General features: G+C 61.7%; 20 protein-coding genes. 8 read left to right on the top strand and 12 right to left on the bottom strand.

What is annotated here, in order from left to right:
• Window positions 1–37: 37 nt before the first annotated feature.
• The 3 genes from M2334_RS13390 to M2334_RS13380 all read left to right on the top strand — a co-directional run bounded on the left by M2334_RS13390 (window position 38) and on the right by M2334_RS13380 (window position 2,192).
• A complete protein-coding gene (locus M2334_RS13390; protein WP_264605681.1) occupies window positions 38–601 on the top strand; it encodes a peroxiredoxin in 564 nt (187 codons plus the stop codon).
• Window positions 602–717: 116 nt separating this feature from the next.
• Window positions 718–1,182 carry a thermonuclease family protein gene (locus M2334_RS13385; RefSeq protein WP_264605680.1) on the top strand — a complete coding sequence of 155 codons (465 nt, stop codon included), beginning with the start codon at window positions 718–720 and terminating at the stop codon, window positions 1,180–1,182.
• 143 nt (window positions 1,183–1,325) lie between these two features.
• Window positions 1,326–2,192 carry an SDR family NAD(P)-dependent oxidoreductase gene (locus M2334_RS13380; RefSeq protein ID WP_264595009.1) on the top strand — a complete coding sequence of 289 codons (867 nt, stop codon included), beginning with the start codon at window positions 1,326–1,328 and terminating at the stop codon, window positions 2,190–2,192.
• 61 nt (window positions 2,193–2,253) lie between these two features.
• Here the strand turns inward: M2334_RS13380 and M2334_RS13375 are convergent, their stop codons facing one another.
• Both M2334_RS13375 and M2334_RS13370 read right to left on the bottom strand, forming a co-directional pair.
• Window positions 2,254–2,916: a hypothetical protein gene (locus tag M2334_RS13375; RefSeq protein ID WP_264569603.1), complete on the bottom strand. Its 663-nt coding sequence runs from the start codon at window positions 2,914–2,916 to the stop codon at window positions 2,254–2,256.
• A 185-nt stretch (window positions 2,917–3,101) separates the two neighbouring features.
• Window positions 3,102–3,269, bottom strand: coding sequence for a hypothetical protein (locus M2334_RS13370; RefSeq protein ID WP_181558878.1), 168 nt, complete (start codon window positions 3,267–3,269; stop codon window positions 3,102–3,104).
• 223 nt (window positions 3,270–3,492) lie between these two features.
• On the opposite strand from M2334_RS13370, the gene M2334_RS13365 reads away from it, so the two are divergent.
• Entirely contained in the window at window positions 3,493–3,627 is a 135-nt protein-coding gene (locus M2334_RS13365; RefSeq protein ID WP_264605679.1) for an entericidin A/B family lipoprotein, read from the top strand.
• A gap of 102 nt (window positions 3,628–3,729) precedes the next feature.
• On the opposite strand, the gene M2334_RS13360 is transcribed toward M2334_RS13365, so the two are convergent.
• The 6 genes from M2334_RS13360 to M2334_RS13335 form a co-directional block, all read right to left on the bottom strand.
• On the bottom strand, window positions 3,730–4,302 hold the full coding sequence (locus M2334_RS13360; protein ID WP_264605678.1) for a glycine zipper 2TM domain-containing protein: 573 nt from the start codon (window positions 4,300–4,302) through the stop codon (window positions 3,730–3,732).
• Window positions 4,303–4,396: 94 nt separating this feature from the next.
• Entirely contained in the window at window positions 4,397–4,999 is a 603-nt protein-coding gene (locus tag M2334_RS13355) for a hypothetical protein (RefSeq protein ID WP_264605677.1), read from the bottom strand.
• Between the two features lie 215 nt (window positions 5,000–5,214).
• A complete protein-coding gene (locus M2334_RS13350) occupies window positions 5,215–6,267 on the bottom strand; it encodes a ribonucleotide-diphosphate reductase subunit beta (RefSeq protein WP_181558882.1) in 1,053 nt (350 codons plus the stop codon).
• 164 nt (window positions 6,268–6,431) lie between these two features.
• Window positions 6,432–6,620, bottom strand: coding sequence for a hypothetical protein (locus M2334_RS13345; RefSeq protein WP_264605676.1), 189 nt, complete (start codon window positions 6,618–6,620; stop codon window positions 6,432–6,434).
• The gene (locus M2334_RS13340) at window positions 6,617–7,057 is read right to left on the bottom strand and encodes a PepSY-associated TM helix domain-containing protein (protein ID WP_264605675.1); all 441 of its coding nucleotides are present in this window, start codon (window positions 7,055–7,057) and stop codon (window positions 6,617–6,619) included. The genes M2334_RS13345 and M2334_RS13340 overlap by 4 nt, the downstream gene beginning before the upstream one ends.
• Window positions 7,058–7,114: 57 nt before the next feature.
• Entirely contained in the window at window positions 7,115–7,468 is a 354-nt protein-coding gene (locus tag M2334_RS13335) for a hypothetical protein (RefSeq protein WP_319801349.1), read from the bottom strand.
• A 220-nt stretch (window positions 7,469–7,688) separates the two neighbouring features.
• Here M2334_RS13335 and M2334_RS13330 point away from each other — a divergent pair, with 220 nt between their 5' ends.
• Window positions 7,689–8,087 carry a DUF2171 domain-containing protein gene (locus M2334_RS13330; protein WP_264605674.1) on the top strand — a complete coding sequence of 133 codons (399 nt, stop codon included), beginning with the start codon at window positions 7,689–7,691 and terminating at the stop codon, window positions 8,085–8,087.
• Window positions 8,088–8,427: 340 nt separating this feature from the next.
• On the opposite strand, the gene M2334_RS13325 is transcribed toward M2334_RS13330, so the two are convergent.
• The 3 genes from M2334_RS13325 to M2334_RS13315 form a co-directional block, all read right to left on the bottom strand.
• Window positions 8,428–9,399: an alpha/beta fold hydrolase gene (locus M2334_RS13325; protein ID WP_264605673.1), complete on the bottom strand. Its 972-nt coding sequence runs from the start codon at window positions 9,397–9,399 to the stop codon at window positions 8,428–8,430.
• An 86-nt stretch (window positions 9,400–9,485) separates the two neighbouring features.
• Window positions 9,486–9,680, bottom strand: coding sequence for a hypothetical protein (locus tag M2334_RS13320; protein WP_264605672.1), 195 nt, complete (start codon window positions 9,678–9,680; stop codon window positions 9,486–9,488).
• Complete coding sequence (locus tag M2334_RS13315) at window positions 9,661–10,218, bottom strand: hypothetical protein (RefSeq protein ID WP_264605671.1); 558 nt, start codon at window positions 10,216–10,218, stop codon at window positions 9,661–9,663. Before M2334_RS13315 ends, M2334_RS13320 begins: the two co-directional genes overlap by 20 nt.
• 93 nt (window positions 10,219–10,311) lie before the next feature.
• Between M2334_RS13315 and M2334_RS13310 the strand changes: the two genes are divergently transcribed.
• Together M2334_RS13310 and M2334_RS13305 are read left to right on the top strand one after the other, a co-directional pair.
• Window positions 10,312–10,527, top strand: coding sequence for a hypothetical protein (locus M2334_RS13310; protein ID WP_264605670.1), 216 nt, complete (start codon window positions 10,312–10,314; stop codon window positions 10,525–10,527).
• Between the two features lie 103 nt (window positions 10,528–10,630).
• On the top strand, window positions 10,631–11,980 hold the full coding sequence (locus tag M2334_RS13305) for an SIR2 family protein (protein WP_264605669.1): 1,350 nt from the start codon (window positions 10,631–10,633) through the stop codon (window positions 11,978–11,980).
• A gap of 8 nt (window positions 11,981–11,988) precedes the next feature.
• Here the strand turns inward: M2334_RS13305 and uvrA are convergent, their stop codons facing one another.
• Entirely contained in the window at window positions 11,989–14,997 is a 3,009-nt protein-coding gene (uvrA, locus tag M2334_RS13300) for an excinuclease ABC subunit UvrA (protein ID WP_264605668.1), read from the bottom strand.
• Between the two features lie 200 nt (window positions 14,998–15,197).
• Here uvrA and M2334_RS13295 point away from each other — a divergent pair, with 200 nt between their 5' ends.
• Window positions 15,198–15,560 carry a hypothetical protein gene (locus M2334_RS13295; RefSeq protein ID WP_264586701.1) on the top strand — a complete coding sequence of 121 codons (363 nt, stop codon included), beginning with the start codon at window positions 15,198–15,200 and terminating at the stop codon, window positions 15,558–15,560.
• Window positions 15,561–15,586: the final 26 nt, after the last annotated feature.

The raw sequence follows: 15,586 nt of genomic DNA, 5'->3' as shown, positions 1-15,586 counted from the left end.
TTATGCGGATCGTGAGTCACCAGACGGGAATGGGCATATGTTCGGCAAAGCATCGAAGACAATCATGATTGCGATGCTGGGCAGCGCCCTGCTCGGCGGCGGCGCGCAGGCGGCCCTGCCGGTCGGCGCCAAGGCACCGGATTTCGAGACGCGCGGTGCGCTGGCCGGCAAAGTGTTCAGCGTCAAGCTGTCCGATGCGCTGAAGAAAGGCCCGGTCGTGCTCTACTTCTTCCCCGCGGCCTTCACCAAGGGCTGCACGGCGGAAACCAAGGAATTTGCCGATCAGGCGGATGCGTTCAAGAAGGCCGGCGCCACGGTGATCGGCATGTCTGCCGACCCGGTCGACGTTCTGCAGCGTTTCTCCACCGAGGCATGCGGCAGCAAGTTCGCGGTGGCCTCGGCCGGGCCGCGTCTCATCACCAATTACGATGTGGCGCTCAAGGCGGACAATCCGGCCTTTGCGGGCAAGACGGACCGCACCTCCTATGTCATCAGCCCGGCGGGCCGGATCGTCTATGTGCATAGCGCGCTCGACTATCGCGACCATGTGAAGAACACGCTGGCCGCCGTCCGCTCGATGGCCAGCGACCACAAGCACTGATCATCCGCACCAGACCTGCCCGACGGCGCAGGGGTTTCCAGAGATCAGCCGGCAGGCGGCGCCGACGATGGCTTGCGCGACTGAGTTCGCTGGCTCTTCTGGCGTTTCTGCTGATCGTGCTGGCCCTGCTCCGTGCGCCGCCCGAACGGATCGAGGCCGCCGATGGGGCGCGCGTGCACGTGATGGATGGCGACAGCTTGCGGATCGGCCCGCGGATCGTGCGCATCGCGGACATCGACGCGGTAGAACTGAACCAGCGTTGCCAGGATGCGACCGGCCAGCCCTGGGACTGCGGCACGCAGGCGCGCGACGCCCTGCTGGCGCTGGTGCGTGGCGGTGGGCTCACCTGCGAGTCCCGGACGACGGACCAATATGGCCGCGCCGTGGCCTCCTGCGCCACCGCCCGGATCGCGGACATCGGCGCGATCATGGTTGCGCAGGGCTGGGCGACCAGCAACCTCGGGCGCGGCCCCGGCACCTATCGGCAGGAAGAAGAGGCTGCCCGTTCCGCGCAGCGCGGCATCTGGCGTGGCACGTTCGAGACGCCCTCGGTCTGGCGCGCCGCGCATCCGCGATCCTGACTGGCCAGCGACCCCGCAGGCGACGGCCGCTGTTGACTCTGTCCGGATTTGCTGGATGAGATTGGAGGAGCGGCCGGGCGCAGCGTCGGCCGATGCGTCAGTTTGAGCAAGCCGGCGAGGCGCCGGGTTTGGAGAGGAAAGTCATGGAGATTGCGGGCACGACGGCGTTCATCACGGGCGGAGCGAGCGGGATCGGCTTCGGCATTGCCCAGCAGCTGCTCGCCAATGGCGCCAGGCTGGTGCTGGCCGATATCCGCCAGGACCATCTTGATGAAGCCAAGGCGTTTTTCGAGGAGCGCCAGCAGGGCCGCAATGTCCACACCATGCGGCTCGACGTGTCCGACCGCGACCAGATGCGCGAGGCCGCCAAAGAATGCGAGGCCGTCATGGGCGGGCCGGAAATCCTGATCAACAATGCCGGCATCGATCCGTCCGGCCCGTTCGATCAGGCCACCTATGCCGATTGGGACTATGGCATCGGCGTCAATCTCATGGGGCCGATCAACGGTATCATGGAATTCACGCCCGGCATGCGCCGGCGGGGCAAGGGTGGCCACATCGTCAACACTGCGTCGCTGGCCGGGCTGACGCCGATGCCGAGCTTCATGGCCATTTATGCGGTGGCGAAGGCGGGCGTCATCACCCTGTCTGAATCGATCCGCGACAGCATGGCGCAGGACAATATCGGCGTGACGGTGCTGATGCCCGGCCCGATCAAGAGCCGCATCCATGAATCCGGCCAAAACCGGCCGGAGCGTTTCCGCTCGGGCAGCGGCCTCGCGCAGACGGAGGATCAGCTCGCCAAGCGCGTCGTGTCCGACACCTGGATGGAACCGACGGAAGTGGGCGACATGATCGTCGACGCGATCCGCAACAACACGCTGTACGTCGCGACGCACGGCAACTGGAAAGACAATGTGGAAGAGCGCTTCAAGGCGCTGATGGCCGCAATGCCGGAGGCCAAGCCGTTCGATTTCGGCGCGACCCTGGCCGTGCCGGACGAAGACTGAGGATTGATCCGGACCCGGAGCGCGCCCGCTTCTTACGCTGGGCGCGCGTCCCGGGCGCCGCTTAGCGCTGCGTGGTCGTCTGGCTGGTCGTCGCCTGGACGGTCTGCACCAGACCCGGCGTGCTGTTTGCGGCCGCAGCCCGCGCGAGCGATCCGTCCGGATCGGGCAGGCTGGCGGCCTTGTTCAGCTCCCACAGTAGGAACGTCGCCTTCTCGCTGAACGCGATGGGGGTCTGGTTCGCGACTTCGGCGAGCTGCGCCTTGGCCTTGGCGCAGAACTTGTCGCGCGACTGGGTGTTGGAATAGCGGTTGTAGAGCTTGGTCATATGGTCGTCATGGGCATCCTGCCACTTGCGACCGCCCTTGGCCTTGAACAGATCGACCTGCATCTGCGCGGCTTCCGACAGCAGGCCCTTATGGACAGAGAGCATCCGGTTATAATCGGAGACCATCGCGGCATTGTCCGGCCCCTGGCACAGCAGCACGGCGACGTTCAGGCCCGAGCGCAGGTGCCACATGTCCTGCCCCTTATTCTCGCCGATCAGAATCGGCGGCGGTGGCGGCACTTCGATCAGCGGGACATTCTGTGGAATGGGGACGGGAATGTTCTGCAGCGGCGCTTCGGCAACTTGCTTGGCGGTGCAGCCGGCCAGGGCCAGCAGCGGCAGAGCGGACAGTGCGACTGCGGCCTTGATCCGCCGGCCCCCGATCATGCTCAATGCCATAACATTCTTCCTCCCGAGGGGGCGCCATGGGTGGCGGCCCTGTTCCCATCAAGAGGCGCTTATCCTCCTCTGATTCCACCAAGGCAAGACCCTTATGGACTCGATTCGTCGCACCGGTGGGAACCCGCGACTCGCCGAGATTCAGAGCTTTGTGGCGATGCGGTTCATCGCCGTTCAAAGTGCAATCAGTGTCGGGTGCCGGGGTGGGTGCGGGCTGCCTGTGCGCCGACCATATGCTGCAACACGATCACGCGCTGCCGCTCACGGTGCCAGTCACGCGAGGGGTTGGCCTGAATTTGCGCAAGCAGGCTCTGCAACTCCTGGCGGCGATGCTCGATGGTGACCGGATCCATGCGGAAATCTCCTTCGATTGTACCGCTAGGAATACGTGCGCGCTGTCGACCGGTTCCCGCTCTGAAGCACCTTCCGGCAGCAATGCATCGCACATGCGCGCCTTTTCATCCGGCCGGGGATCACCAAGCCGGGATCACCAGCAGGCGGATTGCGCCGGATCGCATTTTTTCGGATAGTCGAGAACGTTGGAAAACATCCGATAATCGGAAAGGGATCGAGGAAATGAAAACAAGACGGTCGGCGTTGCTTCTCGCGGTCGTGAGCGCATCCGTGCTCCTGTCTGCTTGCGCGACGGTGAAGGGCCTTGGTCGGGACATCGAGTCCGTGGGTCAGGCAGGCCAGGACGCGATCAACTGATCCTTGGCAACTGATCCCTGGCAACTGACCCTTGGCTGACAAAAGCCCGGCCCGCTGAGGTCAGCGCGCCGGGCTAATGCTACAGCTCTGTGTCGGCGGGGCTTAGCGGCAGACGACATCGCCCCGGTCGACCGACCGTCCGATCATCGCCCCGGCGCCCGCGCCCAGCACGGCACCCAGGATCGAGGAGCGGCCACGATCGAGCTGATCGCCAAGCAAGCCACCCAGCGCCGCACCGACGATCAGGCCGGTGGTGCCGTCCGACCGGCGGCAATAATAGCGATCGTCATAGCCCCGATACACGCGGGTATCGCGGTAGACGCGCACCGGCGCATAGCCGCCGCGATAGTAACGGTCCGCATAATAGCCGCGATAGCGCGGGTCCGGCCGGTTATAGTCATAGGCATAGACGACGCGCGGGGCAGGTCGGACGACAGGGCGGCGGTCGATCACCACGACCCGGTCACGGCCCCGGCGGTCGTCCCGATCCCAACGGCGATTGTCATGGCGATAATCGCGCCGATCGTCCCTGTCCCAGTTCCTGTCTCGGTCCCCCTGCCAATGCCGGTCATGCCCGCGACCCGGGTCGGCAAAAGCGGGGGTGGCGGCCAGACCGCCCACCGTCACGGCACCAAGCGCCAGCGCCGCGATGCTGTTCTTCAGAGCCTTGTACATCTGTCTCACTCCGATCCTTATTCTGTCTCTCCCGGCAGCGGGAGATCGGACCGGACTGTATCGCGAGTCGCCTGAACCGGTGGCGACGGCCGGTTCATTTGGGGGAAAGGGGATCGAAAGGAGGCGATGGGTTGGTACGGACAGACATTCCGAACTGGATGGTGATTGCGCTGATAGCCTTCTGAAATTCATCATAGTGCGCGTCTATGATTTGTCTAGGATCACCATAATAATTTCTGATGTACTTCGATGATTCCCACGAGGAAGATGATGTTATATTCAAGAACCCAGGCGGTAAAACTAAATCAACGTCTGAAGAATCTGAAAATTTGTTGTAAAATATGATTACGGTGAAGTTGCCTAAAAGGTATAGAAAGAGTCCTCCATATACCCGGCGGAAGGCCTTATCCTCGGTCGTCACGGAAAGAGGTATATGTGATATTCCCCGATTGGGGGGCGCGAACCGCAGTGCAACGTAAATTTTGATACCAGGAGGACATCTTTGGTCCTCCGAGAATTTTTTGAGCTCGTCATCCGAAAAAACACGAGAGCTATGTTCGTCCGTGTCAAAAACCATATAGGTCATGACAGCCCATCGCATAATGATATCAGCCTCAGTTTTTGAGACTGATGCAATCGTCGGATTTAATATCAGCGGCGAAATAATTGACTTTGCCTTGTTCTGCAAAACGGACATCCAGCCATTGTTGCATTTTGTGCAAGTACTAGGAATTTTTTCTGCGCCGACATCCCTATTCTTAGTTGTTTTTCTAAACCTATTACTCGAGCTTGTTTCGTAGATGGGTAATACTTTTCTGCTCCAAATCGGAAACACGTCCTCCTTGGATTTTTTACCGGAATTGCCGCAAAATACGCATTTGAAAGGCGCTGACTTCACGGCTTATTCCAGATTTACTCCGCCGCCACCCCGGCCCGCGAGAACATGTCCTCACCGCTGTCGCTTTCGGCCTCGCCATCATTGGCGCGCATTTTCTTGCGGCGGTCGAAGCTGTCCCACACTTCGTTCCAGTTGCCGCGCGTGGCGCCCTTGGAATATTCGGTGGCGCGCGTTTCGAAGAAGTTGGCGTGCTCCACGCCGTTGAGTAGCGGGGTGAGCCAGGGCAGCGGGTGCTCCTCGATCATGTAGATCGGCTGGAAGCCGAGCTGGCCCAGCCGCCAGTCGGCGATGTAGCGGATGTAGCGCTTGATCTCCTTGGCGGTCATGCCGGGCACCGGGCCTTGCTCGAAGGCGAGGTCGATGAAGGCATCCTCCAGCCGCACGGTCTTCTGGCAGCAATCGATAATGTCTTCCTTCACCGCCTTGGTCAGGCAGTCGCGCTCCTTCACGAACTCGTGGAACAGGCGCACGATGCCCTCGCAGTGCAGGCTCTCGTCGCGCACCGACCAGGTGACGATCTGGCCCATGCCCTTCATCTTGTTGAAGCGCGGGAAGTTCATCAGCATCGCGAAGCTGGCGAAGAGCTGCATGCCCTCGGTGAAGCCGCCGAACATGGCGAGGGTGCGGGCGATATCCTCATCGCTGTCCACGCCGAACTGCTGCATGTAATCATGCTTGGCGCGCATCTCGTCATATTCGAGGAACATCGAATATTCGCTCTCGGGCATGCCGATGGTGTCGAGCAGGTGCGAATAGGCCGCGATGTGGATCGTCTCCATGTTGCTGAACGCGGTCAGCATCATCTTGATCTCGGTCGGCTTGAACACGCGGCCATATTTGTCGTGGTAGCAATCCTGCACTTCCACGTCCGCCTGGGTGAAGAAGCGGAAGATCTGCGTCAGTAGGTTGCGCTCATGGTCGGAGAGCTTCTGCGCCCAGTCGCGGCAATCCTCGCCCAGAGGCACTTCCTCGGGCATCCAGTGGACCTGCTGCTGGCGCTTCCAATAGTCATAGGCCCAGGGATATTCGAAGGGCTTGTAGACCTTGGAGGCTTGGAGAAGCGACATTTTTCCGGGCTCCGCAATTGGGATGGCTGTAGGGCACAAATAACTAGATGAAGGGGGATGCTAGTCCAATCCACCACAATGTCTAGCGGTGTTGTCGCGTTCATCCACAGTAAATTTTGTGTCCCCGGCCTTGACTTTCGCCAGCGCCGCAGGCCGCCGTCGGTTCAGCCGGCCATGCGCTCCAGCCCCCAGGCGAACAGGGCGAGGATGAGCGCGAAGGAGAGCGCCATGGTGCCGGCGATGCGCTTGCCATAGACCCCCTGCGGGGTCCGCGCCCTGCGCGCGAGGATGAGCGCACCGCAGAGCGCCGCAGTGCCTGAGACGCCGGCCATGATGAGCGCTGGGACGGTCATTTCCAGAAGATGTCGCGCCGTCCCCGGCTGAGGCGGTTGCGGAACATCTGCACATACATCCACATGCCAGAAATCGCGAAGAAGACGAGCGCGAAGCCGGAGAGCAGGGAGATGATCACGCCGACGGGGCCGAAAAACTCGCCCGAATGGAGATGATGGAACAGGCCGACCAGCTTGCGGGCGGGGTTCGGCGCGGATTGTGTGGCTGGCTGTGCGGCTGCCTGGGCGGCTGGCGGCGCGGCGGGCGCACCCGCAGACGGGGCGGCCTTCTGCGCCGCAACCGGCGCCTGCGCGGCTGACGGGGCCCCGCGCTCCTCGGTCTCGAACACGCTCCCCCGCGCGACCATCGCGGCGAAATGGCTGCCCAAGCCGGTCAGGGCGATGAACAGCATGAACAGGCCGATGAAGACGGTGGTCCAGCGATGCCATTTACGCATGGGTGCATCCTTTCTTGCGGAAGGCAGGTGTAGCAGCGGAAGGATGGGCGATCGCCATCACCGGCCGCGCCAGCGATCGACATAGACGGTCACCGTCTTGCTCTTGCGCGCGCCCACGCCGAAGACGACGATGCCGAGGAAATAGCCGAAATCATACCATCCGCCATTATTGGGCACGGCATAGACCGCGACATCGTCCGCGATCAGCGACAGCGCCCAGGCGAAGGGGAAGATGAAGCCATGCCACAGGCCGAGCAGGAAGCCCGGCGTATCCGGCGCGCTGCTCACCGCCGCGGCGCTCTGCCGGGCGCATCCGCCGAGGATCAGCAGCAAGGCTGCCGGCAAGGCGAGCGCGGCGCCGGTGCCGGCAGAGGGGCGGGGCATGGGGTGCGTGGTCATCGCGTCGGTCATCCGCTGCTATGTGACCGCTCGGGCGGCCGGACGCATTGACCCGTATCAAAAGCCGCGCGCGCCGTCTCGCGCCGGATTGCGCTCGGCGCCGGCCGTGAACAGCCCAGTCGTGGCGGGGATGCGCTGGATGGGGCGGGGTTTTCGGAACGCTCCGCCGCCTCGGCCGTTCTGTCTTCAGTACCATCTAGTTCATTGTATCTGCAGAGAAAAGGAGCGAGCCATGTTCGAGAAGTGGCGCATCAAGGAGCATATGGAAGTCGCGGATGCGAGCGGCCGCCACGTCGGCACCGTCGACAAGGTGGACGGCGATCTGCTGGTCCTCACCCGCACGGATTCGGCGGACAGCCGCCATCACCAGATCAACCTCGATTATGTCGATAGCATCCATGACGATCGTGTCACGCTCAAGCCCGATACGCCGATGCCCGAGGGCCTGACGATTGGTGGCGGCTATGCCGATGGCACGCGCCCAGGCGTCCAGTCCGGCGGCGTGAAGACGGACAGCTATGCCGGCAGCGCGGCGACCACCAGCACGACCGGCACAAACGAGAATTCGCAGATCTTCGGCACCAGCGGCCTCGGCACCGGCATGGGCGGCTCCGGCGCGCCCTCCACCTGAGGCAGGTCCGCCAGAACAACCGGTGGCCGGGTCCCTCCCGCCCGGCCACCAACCATGGCTGCGACGAAAGAGCGCCTGCATACGTCCGTCCGATCCAGCGGGGCGGCCCAACGTGCGTCAGGCGCGATTGATCGCGCGGCCCTTGTTCCCCGGCCTGTCGACCCTATCTGATAGGGAACAGGTTCAGTGAATGCTGCACCCAAAGGGGTAGAAAGTCGCTTCGGCGGTGATCTCCCACACACAGCCGAGCGGCTGAAAAGGGTCCGGTCTCCCATCCCCCCACCCCCCGGGAGGCCGGACTTCTTTTCCGCTCACATCCTCCGAAAAACTGGTCCCGAGATCAGTCGCGCAGGAAGGCCTGCAGCGCGGCGAGCGTCGCCTGCGGGTCGCTCTCCTGCAGATTGTGTGTGGCATTGGGCAGCGCATGGCCGCGCACGTCCGTGGCCTCTGCCTGCCACACACCCAATATGTCATCGAACAGGCGCGGATAGAGTCCCTTGCCGGCCCAGATGGCGAGCAGCGGGCAGGTGATCTTCTTCCCCGCCGCCAGATCGGCATGGTCCAGATCCAGATCGATCGAGGCCGAGGCGCGATAATCCTCGCACATCGCATGCAGCATCGCCGGGTCGAGCCGGTGGCGATCATATTCCCGCTCGATTTCGCTGGTCGCCTCGCCCGAGCGCGCCTTGTAGCGCGCCAGCGTCTCCTCCTCCGGGATGGGCGCGGGCCGCAGGAAGCTGAACCAGTGATAATAGCCGCGCACAAAGCCGAGCGTGACATGGCTGTAGAGATAATGTTCCGGCAAGATATCCAGCACGGCGAGCTTGCGGACCTTCTCGGGATGATCCAGCGCCATCCGCCGCCCGACCCGCGCGCCGCGATCATGGCCGACAAGCAGGAAGCGCTCATGGCCCAGTTGCGCCATCACCTCCACGCCATCCTGCGCCATCGCCCGCTTGGAATAAGCCGAATGATCCGCGCCGCCCTCCGGCTTGCTGCTATCCCCATAACCCCGCAGATCGGCCAGCACGACGGTATAATCCCGCGCCAGCGCCGGGGCGACGAGATGCCAGGTGACGAGCGATTCCGGCGCGCCATGGAGCATGAGCAAGGGCGGCCCCGATCCGCCCGTGACGACATTGATCTCCGCGCCGCTGGTCTTGATCCGCAGGTTGCGGAAGCCGGGGTAGAGCTTCTGCCAGAGGGGCGAGCCGGGGGACTGCGCCTGCGCGGCGGCGGGCGCGATGTTGGCGGCGAGGCTCGCGGCGCCGACGGCGGCGGTTTGCTTGATGAAGTCGCGTCGGCTGTTCATAGGGCGGGCCTCTCCAGTTTTGCTGCGGACTATGCGCGCTCTCAGAGTGAGGGGCCGGCGGGAGGCGGTCAAGCGTGTCGGCGGCCTTACCAGCTGCCGCCGCTCTCCTTGATGGCCTTGAGCAACGCCTTCTTGCTCTCCGTGCGGCGGGCGCCGCTGTTGCGGGGGATGTCGGCGTCCGTAATGCCGAGTTCCGCGCGGCGACGGGCGAGCTTCTCGGCGAACGCGCCAAAGGCAACGCGCTGGCCGGGCCAGTCGGTTCTATCCTTCGCCTGCGACATCATCGGCTCCAAAATCTCCGTCCGTTTCCTGACGGACGCGGGCTTCAAGATAGGTCATATCGGCGTCCGGGTGAAGATGCAGTAACGAGCGCGCCTGTGCCAGCATCTCGCGCGCCGTGCCGGAGGCATATTGGCCCATGCGATCCGCAATCAAATCCTCGACGCGAATGATGGCGAAGGCGGCGCCGGGCGTGAACTCATCGACCAGAACGAGCTGGTCCCGACCGACATGACCGTCCAGCGGGACATCGCCGACCACCTCGAAACCAAGCCGCAATTCCGGGTGAATCCAGCCGCGTGTGGCCATGCCTTTGCCCGATGGTCTGACAAAGCCATGCCGCTGCATCTCTTCTTCCAGCTCTGGCTGAACGGTGGAGCACATGTCGAAATCGCCGGTGCTGATCGCCCCACCCGTATAATATTCGACCGCTGCGCCGCCGACCAGAACGGGGCGGGATAGCCCGCGCGCATCCATGGCCTCGCTGATGCGGGCGAAGAGGGCGAGCGCGGCTTCGAACTCGGGGCGGTAGAGCGACATGGGAGGAGATTAGCAGCTTCCGTTGTGCCTTGTCTGCAATCCTGCGGATGGGCAGGCTTCACCAAGGATCGCGATTTCGAGCAGGCGCTTGCTATGATGGGCGCTCTGGATGTGATCGAGATTGGCGGACGCGAGATGGCGATACAGGCAGCGCGGGATTATCGGGCGCTGCGGGCGCGGGGCATCACGGTGCGCAAGACGATCGATACGCTGATCGCGACGCGGTGCATCATGGAGGGGGTGCCGCTGCTTTATAGCGATCGGGATTTTGACGGGTTTGTGGGGTTGGGGTTGGCGAAACGCGCCTAACTGCTTCATCGTCCGATATATGTCGCCTCAACGATGAGGATCTATCTCGAGTTGACCACCTTTTGTTCCTTGTGCATTCTGGGATAAAGCTGGGAGGCCTCGAATGATCGCCAATGTCCATAAACAAAGCGTTACTGAAGAAGTTGTCGAAGCGCTTATTGAAAATTTTGAGTGCCAACCGGTTCTTTTCGTGGGTTCTGGTCTAACCCGGCGATATCTGTCGGCCCCTGACTGGGAAGGAACTTTGAGAGCAATCCATGCGCTCCTCCCAAAAGATCGTCCAACATATGAGTACTTGTCTCAGAAGAATGAGCGAGACCTTGTAGCAATTGGTTCTGATCTCACAGAATTAGTCTTTGAATGGGCATGGAACGAGGGGAAAAGCAAGTTTCCTGAAGAGCTTTACGGCAGCGAGCATAAATCATCATTCATAAAATATCTCATTGCGGAAATATTTTCATCTCTAACGCCTAAAGAGGTGTTTGAAAGTGTAAAAGAATATAAAAACGAGTTTATTGCCTTAAGGTCTATAAGGCCGCATGCAATAATCACTACTAATTATGATAATATGTTAGAAAGTCTGTTTACTGGTTATGAGGCTATAATCGGAAAACAGGTTCTTAGATATAATCTAAATGCCTATGGTGAAGTATATCACATACATGGGAATGTTGATTCGCCTAACACAATAGTAATCAATAAAGAAGACTATGACAAATGGGGTAAAGAAAGCAAGTATTTTGCGGCAAAGCTTCTCACTTATTTCGCTGAACATCCTATCATTATTTTCGGGTACAGCCTGACTGATTCCAATGTTCGAATAATATTGGAAGATATTGGCCAGATAGTTGCGGACGAAACGGGCCTAATTGCGAACGTAATTCAGGTTATATATGACAGTGAATTGCAGGATGGTGCAATTCAAACAGAAGTTTCTATTCCTTCGGAGGGAAATCAATTCCGCATAAAGGCGCTGAGAACCAATTCTTTACTTGAAGTGTTTCAGGCTCTTACAGCTCGTCATGAATTGAAGGATGTTAATCCCGCTTTGGTGCGTGCTCTGGCCGCGCGAGCGATGAAGCTCACCAGGAGTGATATACCTAACGGTAACATTGAAGTCGACTACCACACTTTAGAAGGAATAGTCGATTCAGAAGACAAACTTCCCACTCTACTGGGTATCACTCACGCTGACGACGTTAATAAATCTCATCCTTATACGCTCTCCATCGTTGGCGAGAAGTTGGGTTACTCCAGTTGGAACGGCGCAAATAAGCTTATAGAAAAGGTAAAATCAGAAAAGGGATTAGACATAAAAGCTTCAGACAATAGATATCACTGCGCGGTGAAAGTTGGAAAAAAGGATAGCTCAATTTCCCGTAAATATTCTGATGCGCTTGTAGCGCTGCTAGGTAAGGTTCGAGATGGCCAAAAATATCAGGTGAAGCTGTGAATTGATTATCACTCCGCCGCCTCGCTCACCGCATTCTTCCCCAGCAACGGCGCCAGATACCGCCCCGTATAGCTCCGCTTCTCCTTCACCACTTGCTCCGGCGTGCCGGTCGCGACGATCTCGCCGCCCTTCACGCCGCCTTCCGGCCCCAGGTCGATGATCCAGTCGGCGGTCTTGATGACATCGAGATTATGCTCGATCACCACGACGCTGTTGCCCTGCTCGACGAGCGCGTGGAGCACTTCGAGCAGTTTGCGCACATCCTCGAAGTGGAGGCCGGTGGTGGGCTCATCGAGGATGTAGAGCGTGTTGCCGGTGGCGCGGCGGCTCAGCTCCTTGGCGAGCTTCACGCGCTGGGCCTCGCCGCCTGAGAGCGTCGTCGCCTGCTGGCCGACCTTCACATAGCCCAGGCCCACTTCCGCGAGCATGGCCATGCGGTCGCGGATCGGCGGCACGGCCTTGAAGAACTCGACGGCGTCTTCCACCGTCATGTCCAGCACGTCGGCGATGCTGTGGCCCTTGAACTTCACTTCCAGCGTCTCGCGATTGTAGCGTTTGCCGTGGCATTCCTCGCAGGTGACGTAGACGTCCGGCAGGAAGTGCATCTCGATCTTGATGACGCCATCGCCCTGGCAGGCCTCGCAGCGGCCGCCCTTCACGTTGAAGGAGAAGCGGCCGGGCTTGTAGCCGCGCGCCTGGCTTTCCGGCAGGCCGGCGAACCAGTCGCGGATGTTGGTGAAGGCGCCGGTATAGGTCGCCGGGTTGGAGCGCGGGGTGCGGCCGATGGGCGACTGATCGATGTCGATCACCTTGTCGAGATGCTCCAGCCCCTCGATCTTGTCATGCGCGCCGGCGATCACGCGGGCGCCATTCAGCGCGCGGGCGCTGGCGGCATAGAGCGTGTCGATGGTGAAGCTGGACTTGCCCGAGCCGGAGACGCCGGTGATGCAAGTGAAGGTGCCGAGCGGGATGGACGCGCTGACGCCCTTGAGATTGTTCGCGCGGGCATTCTTCACGGTCAGCTTCTTGCCGCTGCCCTTGCGGCGCTTGGCGGCGACGGGGATTTCCCGCGTGCCGTTGAGATAATCGGCGGTGAGCGAGCCTTGCGTCGCCAGCACATCGGCCAGCGTGCCCTGCGCGACGATCTCACCGCCATGCACGCCGGCGCCCGGCCCCATGTCCACGATATGGTCGGCGGCGCGGATCGCGTCCTCATCATGCTCCACGACGATGACGGTGTTGCCGAGATCGCGCAGGCGCTTGAGCGTCACCAGCAGCATGTCGTTGTCGCGCTGGTGGAGGCCGATGCTCGGCTCGTCCAGCACATAGAGCACGCCGGAGAGGCCCGAGCCGATCTGGCTGGCGAGGCGAATGCGCTGGCTCTCGCCGCCCGAGAGCGTGCCGCTGGTGCGGTCCAGATTGAGATAATCGAGCCCGACATTGTTGAGGAAGCCGAGCCGCTCGATAATCTCCTTGAGGATGGCCTTGGCGATCTGGTTCTGCTGGTCGGTCAGCTGCTGGGGCAGGGCGGTGAACCAGGCCAGCGCATCCACCACGCTCATGCGGGTGGGGGTGGCGATGTCCTGCATCGCGACCTTCACGGCCAGCGCCTCGGGCTTGAGGCGCGCGCCGCCGCAGGTCTCGCAGGGCTGCGCGGTCTGGAACTTGCCCAGCTCCTCGCGCATCCAGGCGCTGTCCGTCTGCAGCATCCGGCGGTTGAGGTTGCCGATCACGCCCTCGAACGGCTTGGAGACGCTGTAGCTCTTGCGCCCATCCTGGAAGGTGAGGGTGACCGGCTTGCCGCCCGTGCCGTGCAGGATGATGAGGCGCACCTCGCCCGGCAGTTCGCTCCACGGCGTCTCCAGGCTGAACCCGAAGGCCTTGGCGAGGGAGGCGAGCACCTGCATGTAATAAGGGCTCGGCGGATTGGACTTGGCCCAGGGCACGATCGCGCCCTTTTTGAGGGTCAGTGCCTCATTGGGGACAACGAGCTGCTCGTCAAACTCCAGCTTCTCGCCCAGGCCATCGCAGGCCGGGCAAGCGCCCTGCGGCGCGTTGAACGAGAACAGGCGCGGCTCGATCTCCTGAATGGTGAAGCCGCTGACCGGGCATGCGAATTTTTCGGAGAAGATGATGCGGTTGGCCGGGATGCCGGCGTTTTTCATGCCGGTCTTGCCTTTGGCACTGCCTCCGTTCGCATCGAGCGAAGTCGAGATGCCAGCAGCGTTCTCCTCTTGTGTCTCGACTTCGCTCGACACGAACGGGGAGGGCGTGCTGCCCAGTTCCGCCACCGTCCCCTCAGCCAAATCCACATAAGCCAGCCCCTCGGCCAGCTTGAGCGCCGTCTCGAAGCTCTCCGCCAGCCGCTGCGCCATATCCTCGCGGACCACCACGCGGTCCACCACCACCTCGATGTCGTGCTTGTACTTCTTGTCGAGCGCGGGGGCTTCCTCGATGGGGTAGAACTCGCCATCGATGCGCACGCGGGTGAAGCCGGCGCGCTGCCACTCGGCCAGCTCCTTGCGATACTCGCCCTTGCGGCCCCGCACGACCGGGGCGAGCAGATAGACCCGCGTCCCCTCCGGAAGCGCCAGCACGCGGTCGACCATCTGGCTCACCGTCTGCGCGCTGATCGGCAAGCCGGTGGCGGGGGAATAAGGCACGCCCACGCGCGCCCACAGCAGGCGCATATAGTCGTAGATCTCGGTCACGGTCGCGACCGTGGAACGCGGGTTGCGGCTCGTGGTCTTCTGCTCGATCGAGATGGCCGGCGAGAGGCCGTCGATATGCTCGACATCCGGCTTCTGCATCATCTCCAGGAACTGGCGCGCATAAGCAGAGAGGGACTCCACATAGCGCCGCTGGCCCTCGGCATAGATGGTGTCGAAGGCGAGGCTCGACTTGCCGCTGCCGGAGAGGCCCGTGATGACGACCAGCGCATCGCGCGGCAGATCCACGTCAATGCCCTTGAGATTGTGCTCGCGCGCGCCGCGCACCGAAATATGGGTAAGGCTCATGGGCGGTGTTCTATCTCTGTTCCTGAAGGGAATCCAGCGGCAAGGTTCAGCCAGAGGCACAGATAGGATCGCCCGAGGCCAGATGCGAGATGGCCCGACGGACATTCGCGCGATTGCACGTGCATCGAGTCTTGATCTTAATCATTGTACCAGCAGGCCGTGGCGTGGAATGCCCGGCCTGACAGACGACGGAGAACGACATGACCCTGGCACGTTACGCACGACTGGCGACCCTTGCAGGCACCATGATGGTCTCAGCCACCGTCGCGCTGGCGCAGGACACGCCGCAGGAGCAGGAAGAGCGGCGTGTGCTCCATGCCGAGCAGGCAAAGCTGGCTGCGCAGCAGATGAGCGATTTCGAGGCGCAGAAGAAGGCCATTGCCGACGAGCAGGCCGCGCGTGAACAGACCTATCGGGACGCGCTGGCGGCGCGGGATGCAGAAATCGCCGCGGAACAGGCGCAGGCCGCTGAGGCGCGGGCGAAGTGGGAAGCGGATGTCGCGGCCTGTCTGGCTGGCGACAAAACCAAATGCGCGCCGCTCCCGCCGAAGACCAGAAAGTAGGAGGCCATCTCCCGCGCGACAGCTCC

The sequence above is a fragment of the Sphingobium sp. B11D3D genome (assembly GCF_025961755.1).
Taxonomy (GTDB): Bacteria; Pseudomonadota; Alphaproteobacteria; order Sphingomonadales; family Sphingomonadaceae; genus Sphingobium.
This window is presented reverse-complemented; position numbering and strand designations above follow the sequence as displayed.